This window comes from Agromyces litoreus (assembly GCF_040496015.1).
GTDB classification, from domain to species: domain Bacteria; phylum Actinomycetota; class Actinomycetes; order Actinomycetales; family Microbacteriaceae; genus Agromyces; species Agromyces litoreus.
This window is the reverse complement of the sequence record NZ_JBEPKA010000002.1, coordinates 208226-225817: the sequence shown is the minus strand read 5'-3', so window position 1 is coordinate 225817 and position 17592 is coordinate 208226. Positions and strand designations below refer to the sequence as shown.

The following is a 17592-nucleotide window of genomic DNA, read 5'->3' as shown; positions in this document are numbered from 1 at the left end:
CGCGCGCGGCGGAGATGCGGTCACGGGACGGCGGCGACCCGCCGCCGTCCCGTGACCGGTGGACCTAGCGCGCGGCGTCCAGGCGCGCCGCGGCGAGCCGCTCGGCCGCCTCGAGCGTCGTGATGCCGGCCGCGTCGGCGTCGCGGAGGACCGCGTACACGACGTCGCCGATGCCGGCGATGCGCTGGTCGAGCTCGTCCTGCCCGATGCCGGGCGTGGCCGCGAGGTCGAGGTAGACCACGCCGCCGGCGTTCACGACGAAGTCGGGCGCCCACACGATGCCGCGCTGGCGCAGCAGGCGCGCGACGTCGCGCTCGGCGAGCTGGTTGTTCGCGGCGCCCACGACGGCCCGCACGCGGAGCTCGCCGACGACCTCGGGCGTCAGGACGCCGCCGAGGCCGCAGGGCACGAACACGTCGGCCTCGACGCGGTGCGCATCGGCCGGGGAGACCCACTCGGCGCCGAGCTCGTCGGCGAGCGCGCGCTTGCCCTCGTGGACGTCGGCGACCGTGAGGCGGGCGCCGCCCGCCGCGAGGGCGCGCGCGAGGCGCCCGCCCACCTGGCCGAGCCCGGCCACGACGAAGTGGCGGCCCGAGACGTCGCGCGTGCCGTAGACGTGCTCGAGCGTCGCGAGGATGCCAGCGTGCACGCCCGCCGCCGTGGCGTCCGCGGGCTCGCCCACGCCGCCCTCGTCGGCCGGGAGGCCGCAGACGTGCTCGGTGCGCGAGTGCACGACGGACATGAGCTCGGCGCTCGTGCCGACGTCCTCGGCGGTCATGTAGGCGCCGCCGAGCGACTCGACGGCGTCGCCGAGGTCGAGCATGGCGTCATGGCGACGGGCCTCGTCGAGGGTCTCGCCGGCGGGGATGCAGACGACCGACTTGCCGCCGCCGCGCGCGAGCCCGGCCGCGGCGTTCTTCAGCGTCATCGCCTGCGAGAGGCGGAGGGCGTCGGCGAGCGCGTCGGTCCAGTGCTCGTAGTGCCACACCCGGGCGCCGCCGAGGGCCTGGCCGAGCGCCGTGGAGTGCACGGCGACGATGATCGTGAGCCCGGAGCGGGGACCGCGCGTGATGAGCACGCGCTCGTGGTCGGGCGCCTCGACGGGCAGTGCGGCGTGGACCCCGTGGGACGGGGAGGGGGCCGGGGCGTGGGTGATCGACATCGATCGGTTCTCCTTGTTCATCGCCTTGTGGGCGCGGCTGTGCGGGCGCTTCGTGGGCGCCCTCACTCCAAGGGTACCGCCGCGCGCGCCCCCCGGTGGCCGGCCTCGGGGCGCCCGCTCGGGGCGGGATCGGATCAGTGGAAGAAGTGCCGCTCCCCGGTGAAGTACATGGTCGCACCGGCAGCCTTCGCCGCGGCGACGACCTCCTCGTCGCGCACCGAGCCGCCCGGCTGCACGACGGCCGTGACCCCGGCGTCGAGCAGGATCTGCAGCCCGTCGGCGAAGGGGAAGAAGGCGTCGGATGCCGCGACCGCGCCGCTCGCGCGATCGCCGGCGCGCTCCACGGCGAGCCGGCACGAGTCGACCCGGTTGACCTGCCCCATGCCCACGCCGACCGAGGCGCCGTCCGCGGCGAGCAGGATGCCGTTCGACTTCACCGCGCGGCAGGCGCGCCACGCGAACTCGAGGTCGGCGAGCGTCGCGTCGTCGACGGGCTCGCCGGCGGCGAGCGTCCATTCCGACGAGGAGGCGAAGGCGCGGTCCGCCTGCTGCATCAGCAGTCCGCCGGAGACCTGGCGGATCTCGACGGCGGGCGGTTCGAAGCCCTCGGGCAGCTCGAGCAGGCGGAGGTTCTTCTTCTGCGTGAGGAGCTCGACGGCCTCGGGCTCGAACCCCGGCGCCACGAGCACCTCGGTGAAGATGCCCGACACGGTCTCGGCCATCTCGCGGGTCACGGTGCGGTTCGCCGCGATGACCCCGCCGAAGGCGGACACCGGATCGCACTCGTGGGCGCGGCGGTGGGCGTCGGCGATCGGGTCGGACGCGCCGGCGGCGGCGACCGCGATGCCGCACGGGTTGGCGTGCTTGATGATGGCGACGGCCGGGTCGGCGAAGTCGTACGCGGCGCGCACGGCGGCATCGGCGTCGACGTAGTTGTTGTACGACATCTCCTTGCCGTGCAGCTGCCGCGCCTGCGCGATGCCGGGCCGGCCGCCGACGGACGAGTACCGTGCCGCCGACTGGTGCGAGTTCTCGCCGTAGCGCAGGTCGGCGTCCTTCGTCCACGCGGCGCCCACCCAGGCCGGGAAGGGCGACTCCTCGGTCGCCTGGTCGGGCACGAGCGCGTTGCCGATCCAGGACGCCACCGCGATGTCGTAGGTCGCCGTGTGCCGGAACGCCTCGCGCGCGAGCGTGCGGCGCTGGGCGAGCGTCGTGCCGCCCGCGCGCACGGCGGAGACGACCTCCTCGTAGCGCCCGGGCGAGACGACGACGGCGACGTTCGCGTGGTTCTTGGCCGACGCCCGCACCATCGCGGGGCCTCCAATGTCGATCTGCTCCACGATCTGGTCGGGCTCGGCGCCCGACGCGACGGTCTCGACGAAGGGGTAGAGGTTCACCACCACGAGCTCGAACGGCGCGATCGCGAGCGCCGCGAGCTCGCGCTCGTGGTGCTCCAGACGCAGGTCGGCGAGCAGGCCCGAGTGCACCCCCGGGTGCAGGGTGCGCACGCGCCCGTCGAGGTGCTCCGGGTAGCCGGTGACCTCCGCGACCTGCGTCACGGGCAGCCCGGCGTCGGAGATCGCCTTCGAGGTCCCGCCGGTCGAGACGATCTCGACCCCGGCGTCGACGAGCGCGGAGGCGAGCTCGACGAGCCCGGTCTTGTCGCTGACCGCGATGAGCGCGCGGCGGACGGCGACGAGGTCGCGCTCGCGGTAGAGACGCGGGTCGATGCTGGCTCCGCTCATGATGCGGCGAGCTCCTTCAGGTCGAGGTGCGAGTTGGCGATGTCGATGACGGCCTGGATGAGCAGGCGACGCTCGACGGGCTTGATGCGGTCGTGCAACGTGGTCTCGGTGTCGCCGGGCAGCACGGGCACGCGCTCCTGGGCGATGATCGGGCCGCCGTCGACGGAGTTGTCGACGACGATGAGGCTCGCCCCGGTCTCGTCGACGCCGGCGGCGAGGGCGTCGCGCACCCCGTGCGCGCCGGGGAACTCGGGCAGGTAGGCCGGGTGGGTGTTGACGAGGAACGGGCTGAACGCGTCGACCACGGCGGGCGGGACGAGGCGCATGAGGCCGGAGAGGATGACGAGGTCGGGCTGCCAGGCCCGGACCTGCGCGATGAGGGCCTCGCCCCACTCCTCTCGGGAGTCGTAGGCGGTGAAGGGCACGGTGAAGGCCGGGATCCCGAACGCCTCGCCGAGCGCCAGTCCCTCGCAGTCGCGGTCGGCGCCGATGGCGACGACGCGGGCGGGGAACTCGGCGTCCTCCGACGCCTCGAGCAGCGCGCGGAGGTTCGATCCCGTGCCGGAGATCAGCACGACGAGCTTGAGCACCCTACGAGGGTACCCGGCGCGCAGACGAGCGGATGACACGCGCCCGCCCGCTCAGCGGAGCGCGCCTGGGTCAGCGGTCGGAACCCCGGCGGATCGGCAGCTCGAGCGTCGCCTCGGAGTCGGCATCCGTCGCCGACGGACGGTCGCCGCGCCGATCATCGAGCTGGTCGGACCCGTCGTCCCCGGCGTCGGCGCGGGCCCACGGGTCGATCCCGTCCGGGTCGGCGTGGCCGTGACGTCCGCGGCTGCGCGCCGCGAAGGCGCCCGCGATGGCCCCGACGCCGACGGCGGCCGCGGCGGCCCCGCCGACGAGCAGTGCGTCCGGACCGACGTCCGCGAGCCGGCCGGGGCCGGCTGCGCCGCCGGACGCCCACGCGAGCGCACCGAGCACGAGGCCTGCGACGAGACCCGACGCGGCCCCGACCGCGAGCGTCGCCCACCAGGGCTCGTCGGCCCGCTCCGGCTTGGTCCGCGCGACGAGGACGGCGCCGGCGAAGCCGAGGAGGACGGGAAGTCCGAGCCACAGCACGCCGAGCGGGGCGCCCTCCGCCGGCAGGCCGCCGAGCAGCGGGAGCCCGGGCACCGGGCCGAGGAGGGTCACGTTGGGCGAGACGATCGTGCCGGTGCCGAGCGCGAAGCCGGGGCCCATCATCCAGGAGGCGGTCCAGATCACCACGTTGGGCAGCAGGAGCAGTTCGACCAGGGTGATGGTGATCCCGCCGCCCACTCCCGCGCCGAGCGCCTGGTAGAGGCCGATGATCGTCGCGTGGTCGAGCACGATGCGCACGGCCACGATGGCCGCGGCGACCGCGACGACGCCCACGGCGGAGCCGACGCCGACGCGGACGGCCGTGCGCGCGCCGGCGATCGCGACGAGCGGGAAGGCGTCCATCCGCCGCCGCACGGCGCTCGTCGTGGCGTCCGTCGCCCACCCGCGGCGACCGAACGAGACCATGACGCCCGCGAGCACGCCGGCGGCCATGACGGCTCCGGGCAGCACCACGGCCTGCCAGACCACCGGCCGCGCCTCGGGGGCGTCGGCGAGCACCGCCGTGAGCCCGCCGAGCGCGGCGGTCACGACGACCGCCGAGGCGGCGCCGACGATCGGCGTGCCGCTCGCGGTGGCGCGCCGGCCGATGCGCAGGCCGAAGAGGAACGTGAGCGCGGCGAAGCCGAGCAGGGCGATGCCGAGGGTGAACGGCTCGTCGGCGCCCTCGATGCCGATGCCGGCGGCGGTCGTCGGATCGAGCCGGACCACGATGTCGACGCCGTGACCGAGCAGCCAGCCGTCGGCGGCGCCGCGGAAGAACGCGTCGACCGGGACCGCGAGGCCGAACTGCACGGCCCAGAGCAGCATGAGCGGCACGACCGCGATCCCGTAGCCGACGAGTACCGCGACCGTGGCCTCGAGCGCGGCCAGCAGGGCGATCGTCGTGCGTCTCATCGCACGCGAGCCTAACCCGGCTCGCGGCGCTCAGTCGGCAGGACGTGCGGAGGCGGCGGCCGCCGGTTCGCCGGCCGCCGGGTCGGCGACCTCGTCGGGGCGCCGCAGGAGCTCGACCACGAGCACGGCGAGCAGTGCGAGCACGACGGTCCACACGACGGTGGAGACCGTGAGCGGACGGCTCGCGAGCAGCACGAGCGCCGCGATGACCGCGATCGCCGCATACGCCGCGACCCGCCAGCGGTGCAGGCCCGCGCCGAAGCGCCCGGTCGTGATGCCGTGGGCGGCGGCGCTCCCGCGGACGGCGCCGAAGCCGTCGTCGGCGAAGCCCCGGAGTCGCCGCGCGGGCGACGAGCCGCCGGAGAGCCACGCGATGATCGCCACCGCGAGGGCGAGCACGGTGAGCGCGGCGATGGTCGAGACCATGAGCTCGGTGAGGCCGCCGAAGAGCGATTCGGCCGCGCCCCTCGGCATGATCGACGGGCTGACGGTGCCGACGAAGAAGAGCCGACCCGTGCCGAACCCCGCGAGGGTCAGGAGCATCACGGCCGCGAGCCCGCCCGCCGCCCAGACGAGGGCGACGCTGCGTCGCTTCGCGACGACCACGCCGCCCGCGAGGAGGACGAGGACGAGCACGGGCAGCCAGGTCCCGACGGCCACGGCGAGGGCGTAGATCGTCTGGACCAGCACGAGCGAGTCGGCCTGGGCGATCTGGACGCTCCGGTCGATCGTCGGGATCGCGGCGGCGAATCCGATGCCCTGGTCGCCCAGTCGCTGCTTGACCGCTTCGATGATCGGGCCGAGCTGGATGGAGAGGGTGCCGTCGCCGCCGATCTCGAGCGCGGCGTCCGGGTCGCCCTGCAGGGCCGCGGTGAACTGCCGGTGCGTCGCCGTGAGCGACGCGCGCCAGATGTCGGCGAACGCGTCCGACGCGATGACGCGGTCGACGGTGGAGGAGAGCAGCGACTGCAGGCCCTGCGCCGCGGGCACCTCGAGCAGGCCGAGTGCGTCCTCCGCGCGGGGCGGGAGGTCGAGCGCGCGGATCCCGTCGAACACGTCGGAGGTGAGCTGCGGGATGTCGACCTGGTCCTCGATCGCGACCGTGACCTCGTCGGCGATGAACGCCTGCACCTCGGGGTCGTCGGCGAGCGGTCCGAAGGTCGCGACGAACCGGTCGGTGTCGACGAGCTCGGCACGGGCCCAGGCGCTGATCACGGCGACCGGCGCGAGCAGCAGTCCGAGGACGATCATGACGACCGCGCCGACGGTCCGGCCGCGCCGGCGCTTCGCTCGCTCGGTCGGTGCGGATGCCGCCGCGACATCCGACGACAGGTCCCGGGTCTCGGCATCCGCGCGCAGGCGCGCGTTCTCGGCTTCGAGCTGGGCGATGCGGGCGCGCAGCTGGTCGTCGGGCTCGGTCACGTCGGCCATGTGCCATCCACTCCCCCGGTCGGCTTCCTGCCGACGATATCGAGGGCCCCCGGGCCGGACGGGTCGATGGTCCCGCGACACGCCGCACCCGCGCGGCGCTAGTGGACGATCGCCTTCAGCACGATCATGGCGATGCCGAACGCGGCGGTGCCGAGCGCGCCGACCACCTGCATGATCGGCGAGGCGCGGCGGCGCCGGAAGGCGATGAAGCCGAGCACCGCGAGCACGCCGACGCCGACCCAGAGCGCCGTCCAGTTCGCCAGGTCGTCGGGCACCGCGCGCGTCGCGCCGAGGAGCAGGATCGCCGCGGGCACCAGCGCCGCGAGGAGCATGCCGAGCGAACGGCGCAGCGACCCGCGGAAGGCCTCGCGCAGGCTGACCATGCGGTGCTCGTCGAAGCCGTGGTGCGCGACGGTGCCGGCGTAGACGTGCGCGGCCCAGAAGACGAGGACCGTGATCACCACCGTCCAGAACACCCGCCACGAGCTGTCGCCGTGCCCGCCGCCGACCACGATCATGCCGGAGACGAGGATGACGCCGTAGACCGACTCCTCGGTCACGAAGCTCGCGCGGAGCACGCTCGCGGCGGACTCCCGCTGCCGCGGCGAGGTGGGGCGATCCGTCATCCGCCCATCGTGCCACGGAGCCCCGGCTCGGTCCCCCTTTTTGGGGACATGAGCATTGCTCATTAACGGTTACGGCCCACCCGCGGCCCGGAGTATCGTGCGGACTGGCGTACCCAAGCTTTCCCAAGCCCCTACGGCGCGACACGCCCGCGACGGCCCAGAGACCGCCGGCGGACGCGCCGCGGGCGGGTTCCCCGAAGATCCCGCCCGTTCGCCCGCAGAGGACGTCCGACCCAGACGAGTCGGACGACGTTGCGAACACGGAGGCGATGATGCCCCACACACCCGAAACCCGAACGTCCGGCGTGCGGACGAACTTCGCGAGACGATGTCTGAGGCTCGCCGCCGCAGCCGGGCTCGCCGGCCTCGTCGGCACGGCGTTCCTCGCCGGTCCGGCCGTCGCCGCTGGACCGCTGAGCCTTCCGGGGAGCGAGTTCGAGATCGAGCCGAACGCCAACCTCGTGGTCGACGCAGGCCCGCCGTCGCTCGACTGGGCGAACGTCAACGAGACCCGCCAGAACGACCTCCCGACCGGTGCAGGGGATGACTCGTTCACCCAGGGCACCAAGGAGGACACCGCGGTCCCGGTCCCTGAGTTCGGAAGCATCCCGAACAACAAGAGCGACCTGAAGACGTTCGGCGTCTATCGCGAGCAGACGGGATCGAAGGACTTCATCCACCTGTTCTGGACCCGTGTCCAAGAGCCCAACGGCACCACGAACATGGACTTCGAGTTCAACCAGTCGGAGAACGATTCGGGCAACGGCGTGACGCCGGAGCGGACCGAGGGCGACCTGCTCATCCAGTACGACCTCGCCAAAGGCGGCACCAGTCCCGTGCTGTGGGTCGCGTTCTGGCTGACCGATGCCGACTTCAACCCGCCGTACACCACCGAGACGGTTTCGAAGAACGACTGCACGTCGGCGAACTCCTTCCCGTGCTGGGGCCTGCGGACCGACCTGACCAGCGGCGGTCTCGCGACCGGAGCGATCAATACGTCCGCGATCCTGGCGGCCAACTCCGACGGACTCGGCGCCCTCTCGGCACGGACGTTCGGCGAGGCGTCGATCGACTTCACGCAGCTGCTCGGCACCGAGGGCTGCACCTCGTTCGGCAGTGCCTACCTGAAGAGCCGTTCCTCCGACTCGTTCACGGCGGCACTCAAGGACTACATCGCCCCGGTGCCGGTGAACATCACCAACTGCGCGTCGGTGATCATCCGGAAGCAGACCGACCCGGATGGTGCGACCGCCTCGTTCGGGTACACCAAGGCGTTCACCACGTCGCCCGCCACGTCGAACACCTTCAGCCTGACGGATGACGGCGTGCAGACGTTCAACAACGTGTTCTTCGGCACCGGCCTCACGGTCGACGAGGACACGCTCCCGAGCGGCTGGAAGTTCGACAGCGTCGACTGCAGCGCGAGCACGGGTGTGAGCCCGAGCATCAGCGGCACGATGGTCACCTTCGACCTCGACAGCGCCTCCGACGTGCTCGACTGCACGTACTACAACGAGACCGGCGGCACGGTGATCGTGCGCAAGGTGACGGATCCGAGTCCCGATCCGAGCGATGCGAGCTTCGGGTACTCCACCGTCCTCGAGACGCTCAGCGGAGCGTCGAACCCGTCGTTCAGCCTCGGCGACGGCGACAGCCAGACCTACGATGACGTGCTGCTCGGGACCGGGTACACGATCACGGAGGACTCGCTGCCCTCAGGCTGGTCGTTCGAGAGCCTGGACTGCAGCGCGAGCTCGGGTGTGACCCCGGTCATCTCCGGCGCGACGGTGACGTTCGACATCGACGATGCCAGCGACGTCCTGGACTGCACCTATGGCAACCAGACCGGCGGTACGGTGATCATTCGCAAGGTGACCGACCCGAGCCCCGACGCCAGCGACACGCTGTTCGACTACTCCTCGTCGTTCTCGACGCTCGACGGGACATCGGACCCGACGTGGCAGTTGAAGGACGGGGAGAACGCGACGTACCTGAACGTGCTCTTCGGCTCCGGCCTGACCGTGACCGAGGGTGCGCTGCCGAGCGGCTGGGAGTTCATCAGCCTCGACTGCAGCGCGAGCACGGACGTGAGCTACAGCACGCTCGACGAGGTCGTCACGTTCGAGATCGACGACGCCGATGACATCCTCGACTGCACGTACACCAACCGTGCGTCGGGCACGATCGTCGTCGAGAAGGTCACGAGCAACGGCGTCGGCGCGTTCGACTTCACCTCGAACACGCTCGACCCGCCGGCGTTCACCCTGACGACGAGCGGCGAGGGCGACGCGGGCAAGGACGCGGACACCTTCTCCGACCTGACGCCGGGCACGTACGACGTCGCCGAGACCCTTCCGACCGGATGGAACCTCGACAGCTCGACGTGCGATGACGGCTCGGACCCGAGTGCGATCGGGCTCAGCGCAGGTGAGACGGTCACGTGCACGTTCGTGAACTCGCGCCAGCTCGGCTCGATCAAGATCGTCAAGGACCGCAAGCACGCGGCCGACGGTCTCGGCGTGAACCACCCGCACGAGGGCGTGGACTTCACCATCACCGGTGGCGAGCTCCCGGCCGGGGGCGTGACGGTCACGACCGACGCGAGCGGCGTCGCCTGCTACACCGGCCTCGTCGTGAGCGACCTGGTCAACAACTACACCGTCACGGAGACGGTGCCAGGCGGGTACGTGATGGAGGTGCCGGGCTCGCAGACGGCGAATGTCGCCGAGGCGTCCGACCCCGACTGCGCCGACACCAACCTCGGCGCGATCAAGGAGTTCACCAACATCCCGCTCACGAACATCACCGTCAGCGTGGACTCGCAGGTGGACGGCGGCACGTACTCGAGCATCGAGTGCGACGTGGCCGGCTCCGACTCCGTGGCGATCGCCGATGAGATGGATGACCCCAGCATCACGATCACCGACCTCACGCCGCGCACCGTGGTGTGCACCATCGTGATCGACCCGTGATCCGAGAGGAGGTCACGTCACATCCGTGACTGATCGATGCGGCCCCGTCGACTCGTCGACGGGGCCGCATCGCGTCGGCGTCGTCCGCCCCCCAGACTGGGTACACGAGGATTCCTCACTTTCTCTTCCGGTGATGCATCGGTCGGCGTAACGTGCGGCGCAAGGCGTGAGAGACCCCTACGGCGCGATGTACGCCGATCGACGAGCCCCCACCCGCCGGACGGCGCAGCGGCGCGGATCGGCAAGCCCCGCCGTTCGCCCGCAGAGGATCGACCGACCCGCCCGGACCGGTCGAAGCTGCGACACCCGGAGGCGATGATGCCCCACACAACCCGAAACCGCACGACCGACAGCGGGTTCGCCCGCACCCGCGCCGCGAAGCTGCTCGCCCTTGCGGGCGCGCTCGGCCTCGTCGGCGCCGCGCTCATCGGCGGGCCCGCACAGGCCGCGCATCCCGAGGTGAGCCTCACCGGCAGCGACTTCGAGATCGAGGACCCGACCACCGCCGGCGGCGCGAACCTCAAGGTCGACGACGCCGCTCCCCCCTCGCTCGACTGGGCGAACGTGGACGAGCTCCGCCAGGCCGATGCCGTCAGCGGCAGCGGCGACGACTCGTTCGGCCAGGGATCCAAGGAGGACACCCTCGTTCCCACGCCGGTCACCGGCAGCATCCCCCCGAACAAGAGCGACCTCAAGAACTTCGGCCTCTACCTGGAGCAGAACGCCCAGGGCGAGTTCCTGCACCTGTTCTGGCATCGCGTGCAGGACCCGTCGGGCACGACCAACATGGACTTCGAGTTCAACAAGTCCACGACGATCTCGGCCAACGGCGTCACCCCGGTCCGCAGCCAGGACGACCTGCTCATCCAGTACGACCTCGCCAACGGCGGGACCGTGCCGGAGCTGTTCGTCTCGCGCTGGGTCGAGAGCGGACCGAAGTCTCAGTGCGAGGCGGCGAACAAGACGCCGTGCTGGGGCGAGCGCGAGAACTTCAGCGCGGGAGGCGACGCCACCGGATCGATCAACACGGCCGCCATCCCCGCAGGTGAGGCTGACGGGCTCGGCGCGATCTCGCCTCGGACGTTCGGCGAGGCCTCGCTCGACTTCGGCGAACTCGTCGGCGACGAATGCGTCGCGTTCGGCTACGCCTACCTGAAGAGCCGCTCGTCCGACTCCTTCACCGCGGCGATGAAGGACTACATCGCCCCGATCGAGACCGGGTTCAACAACTGCGGCGCGCTGCGCATCGAGAAGACCACCAAGCTCGCGTCGGAGGGCGGCACGGTGGCCCACGGCGGCGTGGACTTCACCGTCACCGGCGGCGACCTTCCCGTCGGCGGTCAGGTCGTCACGACCGACGCCGACGGCGTCGCCTGCATCGCCGGCATCCAGTCGGGCGACTACGAGGTGACCGAGACCGTGCCCGAGGGATCCGCCGTGACCTCGGCGAACCCGCAGACCGGAACCGTCGTCGAGGGCACCGACTGCGACACCGCGACCCCGGTGGCCTTCACGAACATGCCGCTCACGAACCTCACGGTGAGCGTCGACTCGCAGGTCGACGGCGGCACGTACTCGAGCATCGAGTGCGACGTGGCCGGATCGGACAGCGTGTCGCTCGGCGACATGATGGACGACCCGAGCATCACGATCTCCGACCTGCAGCCCCGGACGGTCGTCTGCACCATCGTGATCGACCCGTGAGCCGAGGAGGCGAGTGAACGACAGGGCCCCGCCGGCGTCGCCGGCGGGGCCCCTTCCGTGTAACGCGGCCGGGCGTCGAGCGCCCGGCCGCGGCATCCGTCCCGTTACGCTTCGAGCGCCTCGTAGACCTCGCGCAGCAGGCGGGCGGTCTCGGACGGCGTCTTGCCGACCTTCACGCCGGCGGCCTCGAGGGCCTCCTTCTTCGCCTGCGCGGTGCCGGCCGAGCCGGACACGATCGCGCCGGCGTGGCCCATCGTCTTGCCCTCGGGCGCGGTGAAGCCCGCGACGTAGCCGACGACCGGCTTCGTCACGTTCGCCTTGATGAAGTCGGCGGCCCGCTCCTCGGCGTCGCCGCCGATCTCGCCGATCATGACGATCGCCTTGGTCTCGGGGTCGGCCTCGAACGCGGCGAGCGCGTCGATGTGCGTGGTGCCGATGATCGGGTCGCCGCCGATGCCGATCGCGGTCGAGAAGCCGAGGTCGCGGAGCTCGTACATCATCTGGTACGTCAGCGTGCCCGACTTCGAGACCAGGCCGATCGGGCCCTTGCCGGTGATGTTCGCCGGGGTGATGCCGACGAGCGACTCACCGGGGCTGATGATGCCGGGGCAGTTCGGCCCGATGATGCGGGTCTGGCCGCCCTTCTCCTTGGCGTAGGCCCAGAACTCGGCCGAGTCCTGCACGGGCACGCCCTCGGTGATGATCACGAGCAGCGGGATCTCGGCGTCGATGGCCTCGATCACGGCGTCCTTCGTGAAGGCCGGCGGCACGAACGCGATCGACACGTCGGCGCCGGTGGCCTCGATCGCCTCGGCGACCGACGCGAACACGGGCAGCTCGACGTCGTTGCCGTCCCGGTCCTTGTGCAGGACGGTGGTGCCGGCCTTGCGCGCGTTGACGCCGCCGACGACCTGGGTGCCGGCCGCGAGCATGCGCGCGGTGTGCTTGGTGCCCTCGCCGCCGGTGATGCCCTGGACGATGACCTTGGAGTCCTTGTTCAGAAAGATGGTCACGGTTGGTGTCCTTGTCTCGTTCGGCGGCCTACGCGGCGTTCGCCAGCTCGGCGGCCTTCGCGGCGCCCTGGTCCATGTTGTCGGCGAGGGTGACGAGCGGGTGCGCCGCCTCCTCGAGGATGCGACGACCCTCGGCCACGTTGTTGCCGTCGAGGCGGACGACCAGCGGCTTGTTCGCCTCGTGGCCGAGCTCGGCGAGCGCACCGACGATGCCCTTGGCGACCTGGTCGCAGGCGGTGATGCCGCCGAAGACGTTCACGAAGACCGACTTGACCTGCGGGTCGCCGAGGATGATCGACAGGCCGTTGGCCATGACCTCCGCCGACGCGCCGCCGCCGATGTCGAGGAAGTTCGCGGGCTTCACGTCGCCGTGCGCCTCACCGGCGTACGCGACGACGTCGAGGGTCGACATGACCAGGCCCGCGCCGTTGCCGATGATGCCGACCTCGCCGTCGAGCTTGACGTAGTTGAGGTCGAGCTCCTTGGCCTTGGCCTCGAGCGGGTCGGTGGCGGCCTTGTCCTCGAGGAGGGCGTGGCCCTGGTGACGGAACTCGGCGTTCTCGTCGAGCGTGACCTTGCCGTCGAGGGCGATGACGTCGCCCTCCTCCGAGAGGATGAGCGGGTTCACCTCGACGAGCGTCGCGTCCTCGCTCCGGTACACGTCGTAGAGCTTGACGAAGACGTCGGCGACCTTGTCGACGAGCTCGGCCGGGAAGTTCGCCGCCTCGGCGATCTCGCGGGCCTTCGTCGGGGTGATGCCGGTGCCCGGGTCGACCTCGATGCGTGCGAGCGCCTCGGGCTTCTCGACGGCGAGCTGCTCGATCTCCATGCCGCCCTCGACGCTCGTGAGCGAGAGGTAGGAGCGGTTGGCGCGGTCGAGCAGCACGGAGAAGTAGAACTCCTGCGCGATGCGGGCGCCGCCGGCGACCATGACGCGCTTGACGACGTGGCCCTTGATGTCGAGGCCGAGGATCGCCTTCGCGGCCTCCTCCGCCTCGTCGGCGTTCTTGGCGACCTTGACGCCGCCGGCCTTGCCGCGGCCGCCGGTCTTGACCTGGGCCTTCACCACGACGACGCCGCCGAGCTGCTCGGCAGCCGCGCGCACCGCCTCGGGGGTGTCGGCGACGATGCCCGGGAGCACCGGCACTCCGTACTTCTCGAAGAGGTCTCTGGCCTGGTACTCGTAAAGATCCACGCTCTGCTTCCTATCGTTCCGCGCGGATGACGCGCAGGGATGGGTGGGTGAGAGGCCCGGCTGTGAGAGTCTCGACGTCAAGATACCTCGATGTCGAGATAAGTCGAGCCGGGACCATGGTACTCCCCCGCCGACGCGCGCCCGAACGCGGGCGGCCGCCGGCGACGGCAGGGCGGGCTCCGCCGGCCGCTCAGGTGAGCCTCACCATGCTGGCGGGGGCGCGCGGCCGCTGCGAGACTGCCCGCATGACGGATGCCCCGACCGAACCGGTCCACCGCACCGACCCGCACGACGGCAAGGTGCACGAGAAGCTCAACTGGCTGCGTGCGGGCGTGCTCGGCGCGAACGACGGCATCGTCTCGGTCGCGGCCCTCGTGGTGGGCGTCGCCGCCGCGACGACGGATGTCGGCGCCATCCTGGTCGCCGGAGTCGCCTCCGTGGCGGCGGGCGCGATCTCCATGGGCCTCGGCGAGTACGTGTCGGTCTCGAGCCAGCGCGACACGGAGCACGCGCTGATCGCGAAGGAGGAGGCCGAGCTCCGGACGATGCCCGAGCAGGAGCTCGCCGAGCTCACGGCGATCTACCGCGCGAAGGGCCTGTCGGAGGAGACGGCCGGACGCGTGGCCGAGGAGCTCACCGCGCACGACGCGCTCGCCGCGCACCTCGAGGCCGAACTCCACATCTCGCAGGAGGACGTGGTGAACCCGTGGCACGCCGCGTGGGCGTCGGCCGCCTCGTTCCTGATCGGCGCCGTGCTGCCGATGCTCGCGATCCTGCTCCCGCCGCCGGAGTGGCGCGTGCTGACGACCTTCGTCGCCGTCGTCGTCGCGCTGGCGATCACCGGATGGCTCTCGGCGTGGATCGGCGGCGCGCCGAAGCTGCGCGCGATCTCGCGGGTCGTCGTCGGCGGCGCGCTCGCCCTCGCGGTGACGTGGGTGATCGGCGCCCTGCTCGGCGGGGCGATCTAGGAGGTTCCGGCGGCCGCCGCCCGCGGCCATCCGGGCGTGGCGAGGAGCGCGCCGTCGTGCTCGACCGCGAGGACGTCGACGTCGTGGCGCCGGGCCAGTTCGTCGAGCGCCGGATGCCCGCCCGCGACGATCGCGGTGGCGAGCACGTCGGCGGTCAGGAGGTCGCCCGCGGCGACCGTGACCTGCACGAACGGCGTCCGCTCCACGCCCGGCGCGGTCCAGATGTGGTCGCCGCGCTCGGCGCTGCCCGAGGTCGCCACCGCGCGGCGACGCACGCCGTCGAGGTCGATGCGGCCGAGCAGCCCGGACCGGTCGGCGGGGTCGACGATCCCGACCGCCACGCGCGCCTCGTCCGCGACGAGCAGGTCGCCGCCGGCGTCGATGGCCCAGCCCGGTCGGCCGAGGTGGTCGAGCTCCTCGCCCGCCTCCTGCACCGCGAGCGCCTTCACCACGCCGTTCAGGTCGACGAGCCCGTCCCCTCGGTGCGGCGTGAACCGCCCGCCGGTCGCGTCCCGCCACTGCAGCGCGAGCGCGTACGCGTGCCGGACCTCCGCGCCGGCGTCGACGAGGGAGAGTTCGCCGCGCCCCACCCGGCTGAGCTCGGACTCGGGGTCGAAGAGGCTGCACCTCGCCTCCCAGCGGGCGAACACGGCCCGCACGTGCTCGACCGGGTCCGCGCCGCCCGGCGCCGCACCGGCCGGACCGCGCCGGACCGCGCCGAGCCCGGGGCGCACGCTGACGATCGTGCCCATGGCCGCGAACGCGCCGGGCGGCAGCGCGGTGCGCCGCATGTCAGAACCCCGCCGCATCCAGCGCCGCCTGCAGCGACTGCAGGTAGGCCGCGCTCGTGTACGTCGCGCCGCTGATCATCGAGACCGAGGCGGACTGGGCCTGGAGCACCTCGCTGCGCAGCACCGGCTCGGCGCGGTTGCTGATCTGGATGGAGCGCCCGTCGTGGTCGGTGAGCTGCAGCGCGCTGACGTCGGTGATGGCGCCGCCCGAGATCGTCACCTGCACCTGCACGTCGCCGAACCGCGTCGAGACCGTCGACCCGGCGTAGGTGCCGTCCGCGGCGGAGGCGGCGTCGCCGGCGGACCCGGTGGTGCCGCCGCCGGACCCGGCGGTGCCGCTGCCCGACGTCCCCGACGAGGCGCCGCCCGTGTCCGGCGTGGTCGAGCCCGCGTCCGCGGTCGGCGAGCTCGTCGCCGCATCGCCGAGCTGCCACCCGCCGAGGATCGCCGCGGCGGAGGCCGCGGAGGCCAGGATCATCGCACGTCGTCTCACCAGTCGAACCTCTCGTGATGGATCTGCTCGGGCGCGAGGCCCGCGGCACGCGCCTCGTCGATGACCCCCTCGGCCCAGCCGCGCGGCCCGCACACGTACAGGTCGCTGTCGGCGACCCCGGGCACGAGCGCCCGGAGGTCGAGCCCCTGTCGCTCGGCGTCGTGCGTGAGCCATCCGCGACCGCGCCCACCTGGCACGGTCAGCAGCGTCGCGCCGCGTCGCCGGCAGAGCTCGCGGACCTCGTCGAGGAGCCATCCGTCGTCCGGCCCGGTGGTGCGGAGCACGACCACCGCCTCGCCGGGCCGGAAGGTCGCCGACTCCAGGAGCGAACGGATCGGCGTGACGCCGATGCCGGCGCCGACGAGCGTGAGCCGGCGACGGCTGCGGGCGGCCTCGCTGAAGACGCCGTAGGGCCCCTCCAGCGCCACGCGCGTGCCGGGCCGGATGCCGGCGAGGCTCGCCGACCCGTCGCCGAGGGCGCGCACGGTGATCCGGAGTCGGTCGCCGCGCGGTGCCGCCGACAGCGAGTACGGGTGCGCCTGCCACCACTGGCCGGCGGCGAGGAAGCGCCAGATGAAGAACTGCCCGCCGGTCGCGCGGAGCGCCGCGAGCCGACGACCGTGCATCGTGACCGACACGACCCCGTCGCGGGGGTCGCCGACCGGGTCGATGCGCTCGACGACGAGGCCGTGGCGCAGCGTCGTCGCGAGCGGTGCGACGGCCCGGTACGCGACGACGGCCGCGAACGTGCCGATCGTGATCGCGAGCCAGTACCAGCGCTGCCAGGTCCCCTCGGCGAACAGGCCGCCGACGCCGAACTGGTGCGGCAGCGCGGCGAGCACGGCGCCGTAGACGAGCAGGTGGATCACGTGCCACGCCTCGTAGCGCAGCTTCCGTCGCACCGCGACGAGCGAGCTCACGACCACCGCGAGGAACAGCCCGAAGGCGAGGATGGCGAGCGGAAGGTCGGGGAGGTTCCAGATCGCGACGGCCTCGGCGGCGAGGTCGACCCCGTCGGCGATCGCGTACCCGCCCAGCAGGAGCAGTCCGTGTCCGATGAGGAGGGAGAGGACCGGCTTGCCGAGCCGCCCGTGCAGCGCCATCGCGGCGTCGTGGCCGACGGCCCGCTCGATGAGCGGCACCCGTGCGGCGAGCAGCAGCATCACGAGCACGAGGTCGGTGGCCGCGAGGCCCGCGAGGATGCCGAGGGACGTCAATGCCGAGCCGAGGTCGCCGAATCGGGTCGCCCCGCCCTCGGCGAGGAAGAGGGCGACCGCGACGGCGACCGAGGCCACGGCGAGCGCCTGCAGCAGGTCGACCCGCCACAGCCGGCGTCCGGCGCGCGCTCGCTCCGGCTCACCGAACGGGCGCGCGGGTCGCTCGAGGTGCCGAGCGTCGTGGACCAGGAATGCCATGACCAGATGGTGCGCCCGGGGTCTATCGCCCCCCGATGGGTCG

The 17592-nt window shown here is 72.4% G+C and carries 14 protein-coding genes; 3 read left to right on the top strand and 11 right to left on the bottom strand.

The features are described from left to right. Positions 1 to 64: 64 nt before the first annotated feature. The 6 genes from ABME01_RS02675 to ABME01_RS02650 form a co-directional block, all read right to left on the bottom strand. On the bottom strand, positions 65 to 1162 hold the full coding sequence (locus ABME01_RS02675) for a Glu/Leu/Phe/Val dehydrogenase dimerization domain-containing protein (RefSeq protein ID WP_353826804.1): 1098 nt from the start codon (positions 1160 to 1162) through the stop codon (positions 65 to 67). Between the two features lie 134 nt (positions 1163 to 1296). Beyond that, a complete protein-coding gene (gene purH / locus ABME01_RS02670; RefSeq protein WP_353826803.1) occupies positions 1297 to 2907 on the bottom strand; it encodes a bifunctional phosphoribosylaminoimidazolecarboxamide formyltransferase/IMP cyclohydrolase in 1611 nt (536 codons plus the stop codon). Further along, a complete protein-coding gene (gene purN / locus ABME01_RS02665; protein ID WP_353826802.1) occupies positions 2904 to 3497 on the bottom strand; it encodes a phosphoribosylglycinamide formyltransferase in 594 nt (197 codons plus the stop codon). The genes purH and purN overlap by 4 nt, the downstream gene beginning before the upstream one ends. Positions 3498 to 3567: 70 nt before the next feature. Beyond that, positions 3568 to 4941 carry a cell division protein PerM gene (locus ABME01_RS02660; protein ID WP_353826801.1) on the bottom strand — a complete coding sequence of 458 codons (1374 nt, stop codon included), beginning with the start codon at positions 4939 to 4941 and terminating at the stop codon, positions 3568 to 3570. Between the two features lie 30 nt (positions 4942 to 4971). Beyond that, positions 4972 to 6372 carry an FtsB/FtsL family cell division protein gene (locus ABME01_RS02655; protein ID WP_353826800.1) on the bottom strand — a complete coding sequence of 467 codons (1401 nt, stop codon included), beginning with the start codon at positions 6370 to 6372 and terminating at the stop codon, positions 4972 to 4974. Between the two features lie 98 nt (positions 6373 to 6470). Further along, positions 6471 to 6998, bottom strand: a complete 528-nt coding sequence (locus ABME01_RS02650; RefSeq protein ID WP_353826799.1) for a hypothetical protein — start codon at positions 6996 to 6998, stop codon at positions 6471 to 6473. Between the two features lie 305 nt (positions 6999 to 7303). Between ABME01_RS02650 and ABME01_RS02645 the strand changes: the two genes are divergently transcribed. After that, positions 7304 to 9970: a prealbumin-like fold domain-containing protein gene (locus ABME01_RS02645; protein ID WP_353826798.1), complete on the top strand. Its 2667-nt coding sequence runs from the start codon at positions 7304 to 7306 to the stop codon at positions 9968 to 9970. Between the two features lie 318 nt (positions 9971 to 10288). Continuing rightward, the gene (locus ABME01_RS02640) at positions 10289 to 11674 is read left to right on the top strand and encodes a hypothetical protein (protein WP_353826797.1); all 1386 of its coding nucleotides are present in this window, start codon (positions 10289 to 10291) and stop codon (positions 11672 to 11674) included. A gap of 104 nt (positions 11675 to 11778) precedes the next feature. Here the strand turns inward: ABME01_RS02640 and sucD are convergent, their stop codons facing one another. Continuing rightward, the gene (gene sucD / locus ABME01_RS02635) at positions 11779 to 12687 is read right to left on the bottom strand and encodes a succinate--CoA ligase subunit alpha (RefSeq protein WP_353826796.1); all 909 of its coding nucleotides are present in this window, start codon (positions 12685 to 12687) and stop codon (positions 11779 to 11781) included. A gap of 28 nt (positions 12688 to 12715) precedes the next feature. After that, positions 12716 to 13882, bottom strand: coding sequence for an ADP-forming succinate--CoA ligase subunit beta (sucC, locus tag ABME01_RS02630; protein WP_353826795.1), 1167 nt, complete (start codon positions 13880 to 13882; stop codon positions 12716 to 12718). 245 nt (positions 13883 to 14127) lie between these two features. On the opposite strand from sucC, the gene ABME01_RS02625 reads away from it, so the two are divergent. Further along, entirely contained in the window at positions 14128 to 14850 is a 723-nt protein-coding gene (locus ABME01_RS02625; protein ID WP_353826794.1) for a VIT1/CCC1 transporter family protein, read from the top strand. Here ABME01_RS02625 and ABME01_RS02620 read toward each other — a convergent pair. Genes ABME01_RS02620 through ABME01_RS02610 form a run of 3 tightly spaced genes read right to left on the bottom strand, consistent with a single transcriptional unit; the run spans position 14847 to position 17549 of the window. Then, entirely contained in the window at positions 14847 to 15641 is a 795-nt protein-coding gene (locus tag ABME01_RS02620) for an FAD:protein FMN transferase (protein WP_353826793.1), read from the bottom strand. The genes ABME01_RS02625 and ABME01_RS02620 overlap by 4 nt on opposite strands. A gap of 1 nt (position 15642) precedes the next feature. Beyond that, positions 15643 to 16134: an FMN-binding protein gene (locus tag ABME01_RS02615; RefSeq protein WP_353826792.1), complete on the bottom strand. Its 492-nt coding sequence runs from the start codon at positions 16132 to 16134 to the stop codon at positions 15643 to 15645. After that, entirely contained in the window at positions 16131 to 17549 is a 1419-nt protein-coding gene (locus tag ABME01_RS02610; protein ID WP_353826791.1) for a ferredoxin reductase family protein, read from the bottom strand. The genes ABME01_RS02615 and ABME01_RS02610 overlap by 4 nt, the downstream gene beginning before the upstream one ends. Positions 17550 to 17592 lie beyond the last annotated feature (43 nt).

What these genes read in the sequence shown, in the direction of transcription:
- ABME01_RS02650 (WP_353826799.1), bottom strand. Translation starts at nt 6,998, where the DNA reads ATGACGGATCGCCCCACCTCGCCGCGGCAGCGGGAGTCCGCCGCGAGC.
- ABME01_RS02675 (WP_353826804.1), bottom strand. Translation starts at nt 1,162, where the DNA reads ATGTCGATCACCCACGCCCCGGCCCCCTCCCCGTCCCACGGGGTCCAC.
- ABME01_RS02640 (WP_353826797.1), top strand. Translation starts at nt 10,289, where the DNA reads ATGCCCCACACAACCCGAAACCGCACGACCGACAGCGGGTTCGCCCGC.
- purH (WP_353826803.1), bottom strand. Translation starts at nt 2,907, where the DNA reads ATGAGCGGAGCCAGCATCGACCCGCGTCTCTACCGCGAGCGCGACCTC.
- ABME01_RS02655 (WP_353826800.1), bottom strand. Translation starts at nt 6,372, where the DNA reads ATGGCCGACGTGACCGAGCCCGACGACCAGCTGCGCGCCCGCATCGCC.
- ABME01_RS02610 (WP_353826791.1), bottom strand. Translation starts at nt 17,549, where the DNA reads ATGGCATTCCTGGTCCACGACGCTCGGCACCTCGAGCGACCCGCGCGC.
- ABME01_RS02660 (WP_353826801.1), bottom strand. Translation starts at nt 4,941, where the DNA reads ATGAGACGCACGACGATCGCCCTGCTGGCCGCGCTCGAGGCCACGGTC.
- ABME01_RS02625 (WP_353826794.1), top strand. Translation starts at nt 14,128, where the DNA reads ATGACGGATGCCCCGACCGAACCGGTCCACCGCACCGACCCGCACGAC.
- ABME01_RS02620 (WP_353826793.1), bottom strand. Translation starts at nt 15,641, where the DNA reads ATGCGGCGCACCGCGCTGCCGCCCGGCGCGTTCGCGGCCATGGGCACG.